The 14,263-nt window shown below is 46.2% G+C and carries 14 protein-coding genes; 9 read left to right on the forward strand and 5 right to left on the reverse strand.

The window, feature by feature from the left end; translation table 11 throughout:
- Window positions 1-36 precede the first annotated feature (36 nt).
- From G517_RS0115135 to G517_RS20295, 6 genes are read left to right on the forward strand one after another with little or no spacing between them, the layout of a single operon-like run.
- Entirely contained in the window at window positions 37-408 is a 372-nt protein-coding gene (locus G517_RS0115135) for a hypothetical protein (protein WP_051206467.1), read from the forward strand.
- Complete coding sequence (locus G517_RS19470) at window positions 395-988, forward strand: DUF6162 family protein (RefSeq protein ID WP_036591792.1); 594 nt, start codon at window positions 395-397, stop codon at window positions 986-988. Before G517_RS0115135 ends, G517_RS19470 begins: the two co-directional genes overlap by 14 nt.
- Window positions 989-1,018: 30 nt before the next feature.
- Window positions 1,019-2,080, forward strand: coding sequence for a metal ABC transporter solute-binding protein, Zn/Mn family (locus G517_RS19475; protein WP_245543271.1), 1,062 nt, complete (start codon window positions 1,019-1,021; stop codon window positions 2,078-2,080).
- Window position 2,081: 1 nt separating this feature from the next.
- Window positions 2,082-2,801, forward strand: coding sequence for a metal ABC transporter ATP-binding protein (locus G517_RS19480; protein ID WP_051206468.1), 720 nt, complete (start codon window positions 2,082-2,084; stop codon window positions 2,799-2,801).
- Window positions 2,801-3,703: a metal ABC transporter permease gene (locus G517_RS0115155; RefSeq protein ID WP_028305105.1), complete on the forward strand. Its 903-nt coding sequence runs from the start codon at window positions 2,801-2,803 to the stop codon at window positions 3,701-3,703. Before G517_RS19480 ends, G517_RS0115155 begins: the two co-directional genes overlap by 1 nt.
- Window positions 3,704-3,720: 17 nt before the next feature.
- Complete coding sequence (locus G517_RS20295) at window positions 3,721-4,608, forward strand: hypothetical protein (RefSeq protein ID WP_051206469.1); 888 nt, start codon at window positions 3,721-3,723, stop codon at window positions 4,606-4,608.
- 1 nt (window position 4,609) lies between these two features.
- Here G517_RS20295 and G517_RS0115165 read toward each other — a convergent pair whose 3' ends face one another.
- From G517_RS0115165 to G517_RS0115180, 4 genes are all read right to left on the reverse strand, one after another.
- Window positions 4,610-5,110: a chemotaxis protein CheX gene (locus G517_RS0115165; protein WP_028305106.1), complete on the reverse strand. Its 501-nt coding sequence runs from the start codon at window positions 5,108-5,110 to the stop codon at window positions 4,610-4,612.
- 304 nt (window positions 5,111-5,414) lie between these two features.
- Window positions 5,415-7,505 carry a TonB-dependent copper receptor gene (locus G517_RS0115170; RefSeq protein WP_028305107.1) on the reverse strand — a complete coding sequence of 697 codons (2,091 nt, stop codon included), beginning with the start codon at window positions 7,503-7,505 and terminating at the stop codon, window positions 5,415-5,417.
- Between the two features lie 249 nt (window positions 7,506-7,754).
- Window positions 7,755-8,594, reverse strand: coding sequence for a hypothetical protein (locus G517_RS0115175; protein ID WP_028305108.1), 840 nt, complete (start codon window positions 8,592-8,594; stop codon window positions 7,755-7,757).
- Window positions 8,595-8,684: 90 nt separating this feature from the next.
- The gene (locus tag G517_RS0115180) at window positions 8,685-9,263 is read right to left on the reverse strand and encodes a YceI family protein (RefSeq protein WP_028305109.1); all 579 of its coding nucleotides are present in this window, start codon (window positions 9,261-9,263) and stop codon (window positions 8,685-8,687) included.
- A gap of 257 nt (window positions 9,264-9,520) precedes the next feature.
- Between G517_RS0115180 and G517_RS0115185 the strand changes: the two genes are divergently transcribed.
- The gene (locus tag G517_RS0115185) at window positions 9,521-10,423 is read left to right on the forward strand and encodes a LysR family transcriptional regulator (RefSeq protein WP_028305110.1); all 903 of its coding nucleotides are present in this window, start codon (window positions 9,521-9,523) and stop codon (window positions 10,421-10,423) included.
- A 41-nt stretch (window positions 10,424-10,464) separates the two neighbouring features.
- Here G517_RS0115185 and G517_RS0115190 read toward each other — a convergent pair whose 3' ends face one another.
- On the reverse strand, window positions 10,465-12,294 hold the full coding sequence (locus G517_RS0115190) for an ABC transporter ATP-binding protein (RefSeq protein ID WP_028305111.1): 1,830 nt from the start codon (window positions 12,292-12,294) through the stop codon (window positions 10,465-10,467).
- Between the two features lie 370 nt (window positions 12,295-12,664).
- On the opposite strand from G517_RS0115190, the gene G517_RS0115195 reads away from it, so the two are divergent.
- Together G517_RS0115195 and G517_RS0115200 are read left to right on the forward strand one after the other, a co-directional pair.
- Window positions 12,665-13,333 (forward strand): 7-cyano-7-deazaguanine/7-aminomethyl-7-deazaguanine transporter, encoded by a 669-nt coding sequence (locus G517_RS0115195; protein WP_028305112.1) that lies wholly within the window; start codon window positions 12,665-12,667, stop codon window positions 13,331-13,333.
- Between the two features lie 117 nt (window positions 13,334-13,450).
- Window positions 13,451-14,032 carry a Tll0287-like domain-containing protein gene (locus G517_RS0115200; protein WP_028305113.1) on the forward strand — a complete coding sequence of 194 codons (582 nt, stop codon included), beginning with the start codon at window positions 13,451-13,453 and terminating at the stop codon, window positions 14,030-14,032.
- Window positions 14,033-14,263: the final 231 nt, after the last annotated feature.

The raw sequence follows: 14,263 nt of genomic DNA on the forward strand, positions 1-14,263 counted from the left end.
AAGACGTTAAGCCTGAATAAAGAGGAGAGGTTAAGCATGATGCATTTTCAAATAGCCCAATCGTTGATCCCTCGTCAAATAAGAGGGGCTGGTCGCTTAAAGCCAGTTGCCGTTGCACTTATTATCGGCTTGGCAGCAAGTTTAAACAGCACTATGTCACTGGCTCATTATCCATTAATGAACTGTGAAAAAAACGCTGATACGGTTCGTTGTGAAACGGGCTTTAGCGATGGCACGTTAACGGTGAATAAGCCGGTTACAGTACTGGATTACGGTGATCAGGTTTTACTGCAATTGAAAACGGATGAGGCATCTGCTGTGCAGTTTTCAGCGCCTAGCGGAGAGTATTACATCCGTTTTGATTCGGGCCATGAGTCACCGGTAGAGATCGACTATGACGAACTCTAGCCCTGCGTCTGCTGAGTCTAGAGCTAGCGGCCGGTACACGGAAAGCGTCAAGCCTCTTAATGGCCAGCAGGAAACCGTTTGGTGCCTGCTGGCTTTAGTGGTGATTTTGGCAATTGGCAGTGTTGGTGTCTTACTGAACCAAGCGCCTATTCCTGAAACGGCAAAGCATTTAAGCCTTGATTCATCGGAAAAAGCGCTACTGACTCAACTGAGCAGCGCTGCCAGTGATATTCGCTTTATGGCTGAAACGGATCATCAGTGGCCCGATATTGAGGCCCTGAAGGCCTACGGCATACCGCCTTTTGCCCAAGGACTGACTTTTTCTCAGGAACCGTCAGCAGAAAAGCATGACGCGGCTTATCACTGGTTAAACCCTGCGGTAGGTTGTTATATCGGGCAAGGCGGGCATAACAATCACCCACATAGAAACAGCCCTCATAACACCAGCCCGCTTAACTTTATGCTGCTACTGCCTCAGGACTTTGGCCTTCCGGCGAAACTATATAGTTTTTCTGGAACATTAATGGCAGATCCTTGCCATCAAGATGAGCTGTGGCAGCTACAACTGTCTGGGTTTTAATGTATAAATTGATGATCTAGGAGTTCTATCGTGCGTATTGTGCGTGTTGTATCTGTCCTTTTTGCTTTATCTCTGAGCTTTTTTTTGCGGTTATTCTCTCTCTTTTCAATCAATAAATTACGGACAATCCGTCTCACTGGGTATGGTATTAGCCTGCGTCAAAGGTTTTTAGCGGCTATATTGGTTCTCTATGGTGGGCAAGTGCTTTTAGGCGGTCAGGTACTTGCGGCACCTTTAAAAGTGGGCATCACCCTGCATCCTTATTACAGCTATGTGGCTGAAGTTGTCGGTGATCGAGCAGAGATTGTGCCTTTGGTTGCCTCTGGCTTTAACCCCCATAGCTACGAGTTACAGCCTTCAGATTTAAACCGATTAATGACGATGGATGCCTTGGTGCTTAATGGCATCGGCCATGATGAGTTCGCGGTACATGCGGTTGATAAGCTGCTAAAAAGTCAGCCGAAATTAAAAGCGCAATTAACGCTGATTTACGCGAATAAAGATGTGCCTTTACTGGCGGCGGCAAACACCCGCAACGCCTGGAATCCTCATAGTTTTGTCTCTATTGATGCGGCGATCCGTCAGATTTATACCATCGCCAGAGAGCTAGGTCAGCTAGACCCAGATAACGCGCGTTATTTCCAGAAAAATGCGATGAATTATGCGCGTAAGTTACGCCAGCTAAAAAATAAGCATATGCAGGCGCTGCAGCAAAAAAATCTAACACAACTACGCATCGCTAGTACGCACAACGCCTATGGTTATTTCCTACAGGAATTTGGTATCAGTATCGACACGGTGATTGAACCGGCGCACGGAGTAGAGCCAAGCGCCACTCAGCTGCAAAAAACCATTGATCGTATTCGTACCGCCAACGTTAACTTGCTGTTTACGGAGTTGGATATGGATAACCGCTACGTAAAAACGATTGAAGAAGCGACAGGTGTTGGTTTGTATCATTTCTCTCATATGACCTTTGGTGAATATGAAAAAGATAAAGTATACCGTGAGATGGAACAGAACTTAGAAACACTGTCTCAAGCACTTTTAGACGCATTAGATGCAACTTTTCAGCAACAAGGAGCGCATTAATATGGGCCCTGGGATAGAGCTGAAGCAACTGAGCCTAACGTTAGGTGAAAATAGGCTGCTAAAGCCAATGGATCTATATTTAGAGGCTGGACAGTTGCATCTATTAACCGGTGCAAATGGTGCGGGGAAATCGTCTTTACTAAAATGTATGGCGGGGTTAATGCCTCATTCTGGTGAGGTTCTACGTCACTGGCCCGCTCAAAAGACAAATCAAGACAAGCAGACTGTAGCGTATATTCCTCAACTAGAAGCCTTTGATGCAACGCTTCCAATTACGATTCGAGATTATCTAAACGCCAGTATTCATGCTCGGGTATTTTTCCGTCGTATTAATCGTCAGCAGCAGGCGCGTATTGATCAGATATTAGCTCAGGTCGGATTGTCTGATAAACAAGACCGCAAGCTAGGCCAGCTTTCTGGCGGTGAACGTCAGCGTTTGCTCTTTGCTCGGGCATTGGCTCAAGAGGCTAAACTCTGGTTTTTAGATGAACCGATGACAGGGTTAGATCAAGAGGCTCAAGCACAGATACAAGCGCTGATTTTGCGCTTAAAGGCTCAAGGCTGCACCTTGATTATGGTGCATCATGGTGATGCTTTTGTGCAGCAGTATGCTGATCAGGTGGTCGAGGTTTCAGAAGGGCTGAAGCGGGTTTTTGTACCGAATAGATCGATAGATGACCCTGTTATTCACCCCGCAAGCGAACAGGAGGTGTTGGCGTAATGCAGGCTATTTCAGATTACCTACAGCAGGGGATCAACGACGGCTGGCTACCGGAGATGTTTCAGTACAGCTTTGTCCTTTACGCCTTAATTGCCGCACTATTAATTGGTCCTTTATTAGGTGCCCTAGGCACTTTAGTCGTGGTGAAGCGCTTGGCTTTTTTCTCCGAAGCCGTAGGACATGGGGCATTAACCGGTGTTGCCATTGGTATTTTATTAGGCGAGCCTGCCAGCCACCCTATTGCCGCTCTATTTAGTTTTTGTCTCTGTTTTGCACTATTGCTGCATTGGGTGAAAAGCCGAACCCAAGTGCCCTATGATGCTCTAGTGGGGGTTTTTCTCGCCTTTGCCATCGCGCTTGGCGCGGCTTTATTACTTTATGTTGCGAAAAAAGTGAATGTGCATATTTTAGAAAATGTGCTGTTTGGCTCTATTCTAACGGTTACACCAAGTGATCTGATTTTACTCGGGATTATCTCTGTGATCAGTTGGTTACTGGCTTGGCGTTATGGTAATCAGGCTTTGATGTCTGCTTTACAGCCAGAGCTGGCACGTATACAGGGTGCCGGTGGCACGCGGGCTAATGTGACATTACTGGACTACGGTTTTGTACTGCTTATCGCGTTAATTACCGTTGCAGCAGTAAAGATTATTGGCGCGGTTTTGGTGGGAGCACTGTTGCTTATTCCTGCAACAACGGCACGCTTGATCAGTCATAATCTTCGCGACTTCTTTATCCGCACGCTGTTGATCTCAACGACCTGTTGTGTCGCAGGGGTTTTATTGCCCATGGGGTTAGAGATTCCGATTCCTTCTGGTGCGGCCATTGTTTTACTGGCTAGTAGTCTGTTCTTAAGCATCGTTTTGTTAAAGCAGCTCAAGCTTTTAAAGTCTGTCAGCTAAATTTGAGAATTAAATTTATGATCACTCCATATACCATTAAGCGGCGGCTGCAGCGTTATAGCGGCTTGAGTTTAATACTCTTCTTTGTCATGGGAAGTGCGGCTGTTGTAGCAGATTCGCCTTCTCCTGCACACTCTCCCGCAAGAGTGGCTACTTTTTTACCGGTAACCCATCTGTTAACTCAATCATTATTGCAAGATACGACTGTTGAGGTGGATTATTTACCGTCTAAACGCTATCCGCTAAGTCGTATCCGCTATTGGCTGGAGCAAAAACTGCCTCAAGATATCGCGCAATTACCGACCTACACCGCTGTTATTGAGATAGCCTCTGTTTGGCCAGAAGGGGAGGCTTATCCCACTTTGCGCCAGAGTAATATTCGCATTGTGCCTATTGATGCTGCGGTACAGTTAAAACCTGAGGGTGCGCGAGTTAGCCGTCAACAGAGTGCTGATACACTGGATTACTTCTGGCTCAATAGCGCCAATCTTAAGGTAATGCTTAGTATTATCGCGGAGGATCTGCTTCGGTTATGGCCAGAGCAGCAGGCGATTATTGAACGTAATCTACAGCGTAATCTTAACGGAGTGACTCGCTATGCCGTCGCAGTGGATGATCTTTTATGGCAGCAGGAAATAGAAGGGGTTTGTAGTGATGACCGTAACCTTACACCGCTGTTAAACAGTCTCAGTTTGCCCGTACTTAGTGATATGGTCAGCGATGTTCAGTCTGGGAATGATGAGGCAAAAGCAGATGCCGACTTTAACTGTCTTTGGATTAGCGATAAGCCAAGCAAGGGAGAGCAGGCGCAAGCGACGTGGTTGATTAACAGTCTGGATCGACCCTATAACGGCAGCTTGGAGCAATGGCTATCGCTTAATTTACAGCAGCTAAGGAATAAATAGCTTATAGCGCCTCGCCATGGGCGCCACGCATTTCACCTAATCCAGCAATACTAAATTCAGAGAAGCAGATCCCCGCTGGAGTTTCAAACTGCAGCATTAGCTTCGGCTCATGGCCTGCATGATGAATGCGTTGGCGAAAGCCCTGAAATACCTGAGGATTAGTCAGCATAAAGTGAGCATCTTTATTGGGTAAATACTGTTTAGCACCGTTGCAGGCAAGATAAGTCAAACGACCAGCAACATTTAGCGCTGCATTATCAATACGGCGAATAGACTGATGAGTAAGTTCGGAAGTGAGATATAAAATCAAATCTCGGCTGAAGCTCAGTGCTAATGAGCCTATGTGGTGGTCGATCTGAAGGTTCACTAAGCCTGTAACAACACCCTGAGAGAGTTCATGCCTTTTAAGCTTAACTTTGCCTGGATGAGGCTCATGGTGAGTAATTTGAGTTAGAGTTTCCATAACCGAAAAAAGTACAGGATTGATATAGTCCGCTCTCATGATATCCACCTGCTATTGCTATCTGCTATCCCTTGTTGGAAGCATCCCATTTTTTGCCTTGTGGGCTTAAAAAGGGTGTCTGAGCTTGATCATAGAATAATAATTTATAGATGTATCTATAAGGATACAAAACAAAAAGATTCAATCAATTCAGTTACATAAAGAATCAATTTGTAGCTATTTTTGGCTAGTTAGATATTGAACGGAACATCTCACGGCCAGACATGGCTGTTTATCGGAAGGAATCCCCCGCTAGAATCAGCTTGGCTGATTTAGCGGAGGGTAGTATCAGTGGAGAGCAGTATCAAAATGTATAATGCGCTTTAAGCCAAACACTGCGGCCCGGTTCAGCCACTTGAATAGGATTAGGGTTAAAGGTGTCGTTGCGGCTTTCGTGTAACGTATAGCTTTTATCAAATAAGTTATTGATGCCAGCGTCTAAGCTTAAGTTCTCTTGTACTTGATATTGGGCGTCCAGATTAGCAACCCAATAAGACGGTGTTTTTCTCACATCTTGCCCGCCACAATTTGCGTCATCGTACAAGCAAACCTCATCCTGCTTGGTTGCGGAGATTAGCTCTATACCTGTCTGCCAGTTATTTTGTAGGTAGCGCGCTTTGGCTCTCAGTTCCAGCGGTGATATCTGAGATAGGGCTTCGCCGTTATCATCATTTTCACCTTTAATCCAAGCTAGCTGGGTGCTAAATAACCAATTGGCATTGATACGGTGACTGGCTTCAGCTTCAATACCGATTAAGGTGGCATCTACATTGCTGTACCGGTCTTTACCGGAGATATTAGAGCGTAAAATATAGTCATCAACTTTATTCACCCAGCCACTCAACGAACCTTTAGCCGCCCCCATATCTACCGAAAGAATACCTTCTAACTGATGGTGTTTTTCAGGTTCTAGCTCTGGATTACCGATCCATTTAGATGTGGCGATATAGCGCTCTGTTGCATCGGCTGTACGTACACTACGGGAGGCAATGGTTTCCCATTGGAATAGGGCGTTAATATTGTGATTCCAGTGTATAAAGCCACCAATATTGGTCTCTTCTTGATCTGTATCACCGGTACCGTAAAGCATTTCTGGCGTTTTACTTGCCATCATGCCACCAGTAAAGGCTTCGCTAGCACGGTTAGCCTTGGCTTCTATTTGATCAATCCGTAGGCCGCCTTTGATACGATTTTTGGCATTTATTGTATATTCTGCTTCACCAAAGAGGCCTACTTGCTGGATCTCAGCATCAGGCCATTGAATACCTGCTACTTTGCTCATCATCATTGGCAACTGCTGATTTGCGTTTCGGGTGTTTTTTTGAAGATCTAAACCCGCTAGCCAATCAATACGATTGGAGACCCCTGTCAATACGATGCGCCCCCCTTGGGTGTCTGAGGTTGAAGGGGCATCCATTTTCATTGCTGCGGTTAAATCTCGCAGACTATAGTTGTCCATGAGGTGTTCAACATCACTTTGGTAAAGTTCTGCTTTTAGCGTTTTAACAGAACCATCGGTAAACTGGTGATCCAGCTTCAAGCGGATATTCTCTGCGCGCGCATAGGGGCTATCCATACCGGCACCAGGAAAAAGAACATCGGTTTCTTCCGCTTTTTCAAAACTACCTTGAATTCGGGTGTTATTACTCAGCGCATACCCAGCCATTAACGTGCCCGATTGGCTTTTATAAGCAGAGCGAACTTCGTTACCATCGCCATCATCATAGTTATCGCCTTCAGCGGCATGACCGATGACACGGATATAACCTTGATCACTACCTGCGGCAATGTCAGCGGCTAATTCCCATTTTTCACCTTGCGACTCATAGCTGCTGCTGGCAGAACCTGTGACCGGTTTATTGTTAAATTCGGGCCATTTACGCTCAAAAAGCACCGTTCCACCAGAACCGCCGCCACCATATTGCACCGTACGGTTGCCTTTTATAACCGTAATCCAGTCATAGCTATCTACGGCAGTATACGTGGTGGGAGGGTCCATACGGTTCGGACAACCACCATGTAAATAAGCGCCATCAAGCAAGACATTAATCGCTGTTTGTTTCTGGCCTCGGATAATAGGGTCAATCGCGCGACCACCCATACGCGTTCCTGAAATACCGTTCAAGCTTTTTAGCAGCTCACCACCATCGGTAACAGGGGCCGGTTGTAGCGTTTGCAACGATTGGCTTAATGCTTGTGGCTGGCTTTTGGTTATCTCAATCATCAACCCTGTTGGCGCGACTGAATAAGTGGGGGTTGATACGGTTGATGTTGAGGCTGTGTCGGTTTCTGTTGTATCAGCTTCTGCGGCATGAGTAACAATAAAAGGAGTACCCATTAATGCAGACGTTACGGCTAAAGAGAGTAGAGAGCGTATAGGGGGCAAAGATTTCATTGAAAGGGGTCCTTCTCTTCAAATAAGAATGCTTTTTTAACTAGAATGCTTGTTGCTTTTTTCTAGTGTCATTTCAGGTTATATCATTAGGAAGGGAGCATTTGGCTTTGCTGGGCTGTCGTAACAGCCCAGGAGGATCAAAGCCAGTTCGCTGTTAATGCATGGGAAGGAATATTAACGTATCGGCATTAAATGGAAATGTGGCCTAGTGTCACAGCGACAAACTGCCATAGGGGTAAATGGTCATGTTTAAAACAATGATTGGGCTGGCCATACAAGCCATAACGCTAATAAACCGGGGAGCAAGCTTAGCATTAACGTGGTACTGAGAGCTTTCCACCACGGCTGTGTATCGCTTGATTGGCGAGGCCACTTTATTAATATCGGTAAGGCCAGTAATAACAGCGCCCAGATACTCACATCGGCGTAGTAATGGGCGTAAGCCAGTACCATTAGCCAAACCGCCACAGCTCCTTGGGTGATTGCGAATAGGGTGCGTTCCTGAAATGTGATGACGCGAGCGAGTAACCAGATACCACCAAGGGAAGCACATAGGCCGCCAACCATTTGAGCAAGAGATAACGAACTGGAAATACCAATCACCACCGCTGAAAGTGCCATCATGGTGATAAGGCTAACAGGGAAGCGAAAGCTATTGCTTTGGCGATCAGAGGCCATAATGGCTATGCCGCCAACCAGTAAACCTCCAATGGTATGGCTGATAAGGTCAATAATCGACATACGGCCTACAATTGGCTGAGCAACAACGGCAAAGCTCAATACAAGAGCCACCCCGAACCCTGCCATGCGGATATGATGGGGAACCCGAATGGCTAAGGCAGGAACAAGTGGCATAAGTGCCAGCCAGTCCATTGCCTGGGCCGGAGGGAAACTCCAGCGCGTATGAATGCCTTGAAACGCCGTTAGCCAAGCAAACCATATTAAGGCTGGCGCTAAGAGATAAACGGCTTGGGTTTTACCGGCTTGCTCCAGTTTAAATATAATAAACCCAAGAATTAAGGCGCTAGCCAGCGGGTAGATCACCATGGGTAAAAGCATCATTAAAGGGGAAACCGATTCACCGTACATGGAATCTCTCTCTGTTAGCGGTTAGCGCTGTTGTTTATCGGATTATTTGTTTATTGATAGCTCGTTAATACGGCTGTTTTGTTAACAAAGTTATGGTTGGCCTTGGCTACGGATGCCTTCAATAAACAGCTCAATCTTAAGCTCGTCGCCAATAGCCCCTTGCATCTGATCAATACCAAAATCAGAGCGTTTAAGGGTTGCGGTGCCATTAAAACCGCTACGATAATTTTTCCAAGGATCTAAGCCTTCACCTATTTTTATGATGTCTAAGCTCACTGTCTTTGTAACGCCGTGCAGCATCAGTTCGCCAGTCAAAACACCTTGAGTCGCGCTTCCTTGGTAATGGGTTGAGGTGAAAGTGATCTCAGGGTATTGCTTGGTATCCAAAAAGTCTGGGCTTTTGATATGTTTGTCACGGGCTTCATGATTAGAATCTAAACTGTCAGCATCAATAGTAACCGATACGCGAGATGCCGCAGGTTTCTCTGCATCGTAGCTATATTCGCCTTCAAGCCCGTTGAAGCGCACAACTGTTTCACTGAAGCCAAGGTGATTAACCTTAAAAAGAACCGCCGTATGGGCCGGATCAATTTTATAATCTGCGGCAAAAGTAGAGCTGGATATAAGTGCTGTCGCGAGTAATGCCGGTTTAAGCCAAGTATTAAGCATAATGATGTTTTCCTGTGAGATCCGTTAGCTAAGATCGCGGCTTGCTAAAGGTCGTGCCTGTTTAGCAAGGGGCATGTTTAGCAAGGGCCGCGATGTAATAACGCTATTGTAGTAGAGAATTATTACCTTGATAATAGGTGCTAAAAACGATTCACTATTTCTTTTTAGTTAACAATGATTTGGCTTTTTTTTTGGCTCACTTGTGGCAAGTTAATATATAAGGTGATCGCTTTTACTCAGACAGGAAAGATGTATGTATGGATAAATATACAGCAATGCAGGTTTTTTGCCGTGTTGTGGAGCAGGAAAGTTTTGCCGCTACTGGGCGAAGCCTTAATATTTCAACGGCTATGGTAAGCAAACATATTGCCGCCCTTGAAAAAGAGTTGGGTATTCGCTTACTGAATCGTACCACACGTCGTGTGAAGCCTACGGATGAAGGTCTTTATTATTACAATCACTGTTGTCGTTTGCTCTCTGAAATTGAAGCACTCGAATCTTCTGTCACCCAGCAAGGGCAAGAACCCCGTGGTTTACTGCGCCTAACCGCCCCGATGGACTTTACCTTATTACATTTGATGGAGCCGATTCAGCAATTTCAGCAGGCATACCCGCTGGTGCGTATTGAATTAGAGCTGGATGACCGGCAGCGTAATCTAACCGCTGATAAGTTTGATGTGGCGATTCGTATTGCCAATCTAGCGGATTCAAGTCTTGTGGCACAGAAGCTAGCGACATGCCACGGTGGCGTGTATGTTTCACCAGGCTATCTTGAGCAGTACGGCACACCGAAACATCCACTAGAACTGCAACAGCATCGCTGTCTGTTTTATACCAATCATACGCAAGATAAAAACTATTGGGTCTTTCAAGATAAAAAAGGCCAGCGCCAAAAAGTGCGTATTAATTGGACGTTGGCACTGAATAATGGCCGTGCGTTATGTGAGGCTGCCGCTCAAGGCATGGGGTTAATTCAACAGCCTGACTTTATCACCGCACCCTTTGTGCAAGATGGCCGCTTAGTGGGCTTGTTTGAAGATTACCCTAGCCAAGAGCTTAATATCTATGCGGTGTATCAGCACCGGCAGTTTCTACCGGCGCGAATTGTTGCGTTTGTCGATTTTCTGAAAAACTATTTTGAGTGCAATAAAAGATGGTAATTTGGATGATTAAAGGATAAATCACTGGAATATCAAACGCCTTATTCTTCCCCTAAGAAACCACCGGTTTGGTGCGCCCAGAGTTGCGCATAAATGCCGTTTTGAGCGATAAGTTCGGCATGACTGCCCTGTTCAAGTACCTGCCCTTTATCCAGCACCACTAAACGATCCAATGCGGCGATGGTGGATAAACGGTGGGCAATGGCGATGACAGTTTTGCCCTCCATTAGCGTGTAAAGGCTCGCCTGAATGGCAGCTTCTACTTCGGAATCCAGGGCGGAAGTTGCTTCATCCAACAGCAGAATCGGCGCATCTTTCAGCAGCACCCGTGCAATGGCGATACGCTGGCGCTGACCGCCGGAGAGCTTCACGCCTCGCTCACCCACATGAGCATCGTACCCCTTACGGCCTTTTTGGTCGGTGAGGCCGAGAATAAACTCATGGGCTTCTGCCTTTTTCGCGGCGGCGATCATCTCTTCTTCGCTGGCATCTGGTCGGCCATAAAGAATGTTATCTCGTACCGAACGATGCAGCAGCGAGGTATCCTGCGTCACCATGCCGATCTGCGCCCGTAGGCTATCTTGAGTGATGTGTCGAATATCCTGACCGTCTACCTTGATTTGTCCGGACTCAACATCAAAGAAACGCATCAACAGATTTACAAGTGTTGATTTTCCCGCCCCAGAGCGCCCCACAAGACCGACTTTCTCACCGGGTTTTATTCTAAGGTTTAACAGCGGGATTACCGGCTTATCTTCACCATAATGGAAAACGACTTGGTCGTAATGAATACCACCTTCGTCCACGGTGATCGGTGCGGCATCGGGATGATCCTGTACCTGTAGGGGCTTAGATAGCGTGCTCATGCCATCAACCACAGTGCCAATATTTTCAAACAGTGCGCTGACTTCCCACATCACCCAGTGAGACATACCGTTTAAACGCAGAGCCAGTGCGATAGAAATCGCAATAGCCCCCACACCCACAGTACCGTTTAGCCACATCATGATCGACAGGGCTGCAATTGAAAAAGTCAGTAGGTGGTTGATGCCTTGCACACAAAAATTCAGCCAAGTGACTAACCGCATCTGTTGGTATACGGTGCCAAGAAACTGATCCATACCTTCTCGGGCAAAAGCGGCCTCACGGTTGGTGTGAGAAAACAGCTTCACCGTCGCGATATTGGTATAGGAATCGACAATACGACCGCTCATCAGTGAGCGCGCATCCGCTTGATCGGTGGAAACCGCCTTCAGCTTAGGTACAAAATAGACCTGAACTGCGATATAGAGCAGCAACCAGACCAGCACTGGCACCATTAGTCGCCAATCGGCCTGTGCCACCAGTACCAGCATGGCAATAAAAGAAACCGCAATATAAACCAGCACATTGAGCAGCTTCATCACGGACTCGCGTACCGCAAGGGCTGTTTGCATCACTTTAGTAGCGATACGGCCGGCAAAATCGTTGGAGTAAAACGACACGCTTTGCTTCAGCAGGTAACGATGTGCCTGCCAGCGAATCACCATAGGAAAGTTGCCCAACAGAGATTGGTGTACCACCAGAGAATGCAACAGGCCAACTAACGGCAGCGCCACCAAAGGCACCAGTGCCATCCAAAATAAAGTTGCACCTTCTTGTTCGAGAAAGGTTTTGGGGTCTTGAGTCGACAGCCAATCCACCAGCTGTCCCATAAAGCTGAACAGTGTCACCTCTAAAACCGCTACCCCCGCTGTTAACACTGACATTAAAAGGAGAGGAATCCCCATGCCTTTCGTGTAATGCAGGCAAAACTGCAGCAACTTAGCGGGAGGTTGTTGAGGCTCTTCCTTGGGAAAGGCGGGGATAAGGCGTTCAAAAAAAGAAAACATAGCAGCTCTCGTCAGCAGTTTATCTGAATCAGGTGGCTTAATCGGTGATGCATGGGATGGTGTAACAGGATGAGCATCATAGGGGAATCTGAGAAACAAGCCAGTGCTTACCGGGATTAACCGGAAGCTGTGGCCTGTAAAAATTAATCAGAGATTTTTTTACTGCTAAGACTTTTGGTTAAAGCTCGCTTCTGTATAATGCAGCGCCAGCGAAGCCGTTTGTTTATCGAATGATGTTAAGGTCAGCCTGTTATTGGTTAAGTCAGTCCGCTATTGGTTTTTTCAAAACGGATATTAACGTCCTCAAAAATAAAGGCTTCAAAAAATTTACTTGGGTTCCCTCACCCCAATCAATAAAAAGGTATCACTGATGAGTGCATTCACACCTGCTCAACAGCGCAAAGCGCTGACCTATTTGGTGGCTTTTCACCTACTGATTATTACCTCAAGCAACTATCTTGTGCAGTTGCCTTTTACTTTATTCGGTTTTCATACCACTTGGGGCGCTCTAAGCTTTCCATTTATCTTTTTGGCAACCGATTTAACCGTACGTATTTTAGGCGCCGCTGCGGCCCGAAAAATCATCTTTAAAGTGATGCTACCGGCGTTGGTTGTCTCCTACGTGCTATCGGTACTCTTCTTTGAAGGCGCGTATCAAGGCCTTGGCCAGCTGAGTGAATTTAATCTCTTTGTTGCTCGAATCGCCATCGCCAGCTTTATGGCTTATGTCTTAGGGCAAATTCTAGACGTACAGGTCTTTAATCGACTGCGCCAAACCGGCCCGTGGTGGATCGCTCCAACCTTATCTACCGTTGTGGGTAACGCCCTAGATACACTCGCCTTCTTCTCCATTGCCTTTTATAAAAGCCCAGATGCTTTTATGGCCGCCAACTGGGTAGAGATCGCAACCTTAGACTATCTGTTTAAAATAGTGATTTCCCTTTTGCTCTTTGTTCCTCTGTACGGCGTACTGCTTAACACCCTAAGCCGCAGACTGACACAGCTCAACAGCCCGTTGAAGACACAGGAAGCGCTTTAGCTTTAACTTTTTCTTATTTTGATCTTTTCTAATTTTGTGTGCTTCGATAGTATTAGGTGTTTCTAATTATAAAACACCTGACTAATACCTTATACCTTACCGAGATTAGAGCACATCATGAATAAATTACTCACAACCCTAGCGTTATTACCTGTCTTATCGACCTCCTCCTTTGTGTTGGCTGCTGATGCACAAACACCGGCTGAACTAAAAGCCGAAGCTAAAACGGTGATTCAAACACTGGCAAAAAATTTGATGGGCGAGCTTAAAACCACGGCACAAAAAGAAGGATTGCCTGCGGCGATTGAAGTTTGTAACACAAAAGCTATACCGATGACGGATGATGTTTCTGGTATGAAGGGCTGGCAAATCAGTCGTACTAGTCTAAAGCTGCGTAATCCACAAAACGCCCCAGATGCTTGGGAGCGCAAAGTGTTAGAGCAGTTTGCTGGACAGGCAACTCAGGGAGCTGATCTGAAAGCGCTAGCTTATTCAGAGGTGATCACGGATAACAGTGGCCAGAAAAAGTTGCGTTTGATGAAGGCTATTCCGGTGGCAGAGCAGTGCCTTGCCTGTCATGGCAGTGAGTTGAAACCAGCGGTTAGCCAGAAGTTACAAGCACTTTACCCCCATGATAATGCGAAAGGCTTTAAAGCGGGAGATTTGCGCGGAGCCTTCTCGCTTGAGAAAGCGTTGTAAGGTGTTATGCCAGACTAGGGATGGTCTTGGCATGAGTAGGACGGTCTCAGTATAGATAGTTGCCGAGCAATCTGTTGTATTTTGTAAGATTTCCCCATGGTTTTTTATCTTTTCTCGTTATGAATATAAATTCACCAATGCTAAAATTGGCTCATTTTTCTATCACATAATGATTATGTTCGCGAAAAAAGGTCTTTTATGGCGTTATCTCAGCAATATTGTCCCTATTGC

This window comes from Oceanospirillum maris DSM 6286 (assembly GCF_000422865.1).
GTDB lineage: Bacteria > Pseudomonadota > Gammaproteobacteria > Pseudomonadales > Halomonadaceae > Oceanospirillum > Oceanospirillum maris.

Coding starts and splice junctions, on each gene's coding strand:
- G517_RS0115135 (WP_051206467.1), top strand. CDS start 37: ATGATGCATTTTCAAATAGCCCAATCGTTGATCCCTCGTCAAATAAGA.
- G517_RS19470 (WP_036591792.1), top strand. CDS start 395: ATGACGAACTCTAGCCCTGCGTCTGCTGAGTCTAGAGCTAGCGGCCGG.
- G517_RS19480 (WP_051206468.1), top strand. CDS start 2,082: ATGGGCCCTGGGATAGAGCTGAAGCAACTGAGCCTAACGTTAGGTGAA.
- G517_RS0115155 (WP_028305105.1), top strand. CDS start 2,801: ATGCAGGCTATTTCAGATTACCTACAGCAGGGGATCAACGACGGCTGG.
- G517_RS20295 (WP_051206469.1), top strand. CDS start 3,721: ATGATCACTCCATATACCATTAAGCGGCGGCTGCAGCGTTATAGCGGC.
- G517_RS0115165 (WP_028305106.1), bottom strand. CDS start 5,110: ATGAGAGCGGACTATATCAATCCTGTACTTTTTTCGGTTATGGAAACT.
- G517_RS0115170 (WP_028305107.1), bottom strand. CDS start 7,505: ATGAAATCTTTGCCCCCTATACGCTCTCTACTCTCTTTAGCCGTAACG.
- G517_RS0115175 (WP_028305108.1), bottom strand. CDS start 8,594: ATGTACGGTGAATCGGTTTCCCCTTTAATGATGCTTTTACCCATGGTG.
- G517_RS0115180 (WP_028305109.1), bottom strand. CDS start 9,263: ATGCTTAATACTTGGCTTAAACCGGCATTACTCGCGACAGCACTTATA.
- G517_RS0115185 (WP_028305110.1), top strand. CDS start 9,521: ATGGATAAATATACAGCAATGCAGGTTTTTTGCCGTGTTGTGGAGCAG.
- G517_RS0115190 (WP_028305111.1), bottom strand. CDS start 12,294: ATGTTTTCTTTTTTTGAACGCCTTATCCCCGCCTTTCCCAAGGAAGAG.
- G517_RS0115195 (WP_028305112.1), top strand. CDS start 12,665: ATGAGTGCATTCACACCTGCTCAACAGCGCAAAGCGCTGACCTATTTG.
- G517_RS0115200 (WP_028305113.1), top strand. CDS start 13,451: ATGAATAAATTACTCACAACCCTAGCGTTATTACCTGTCTTATCGACC.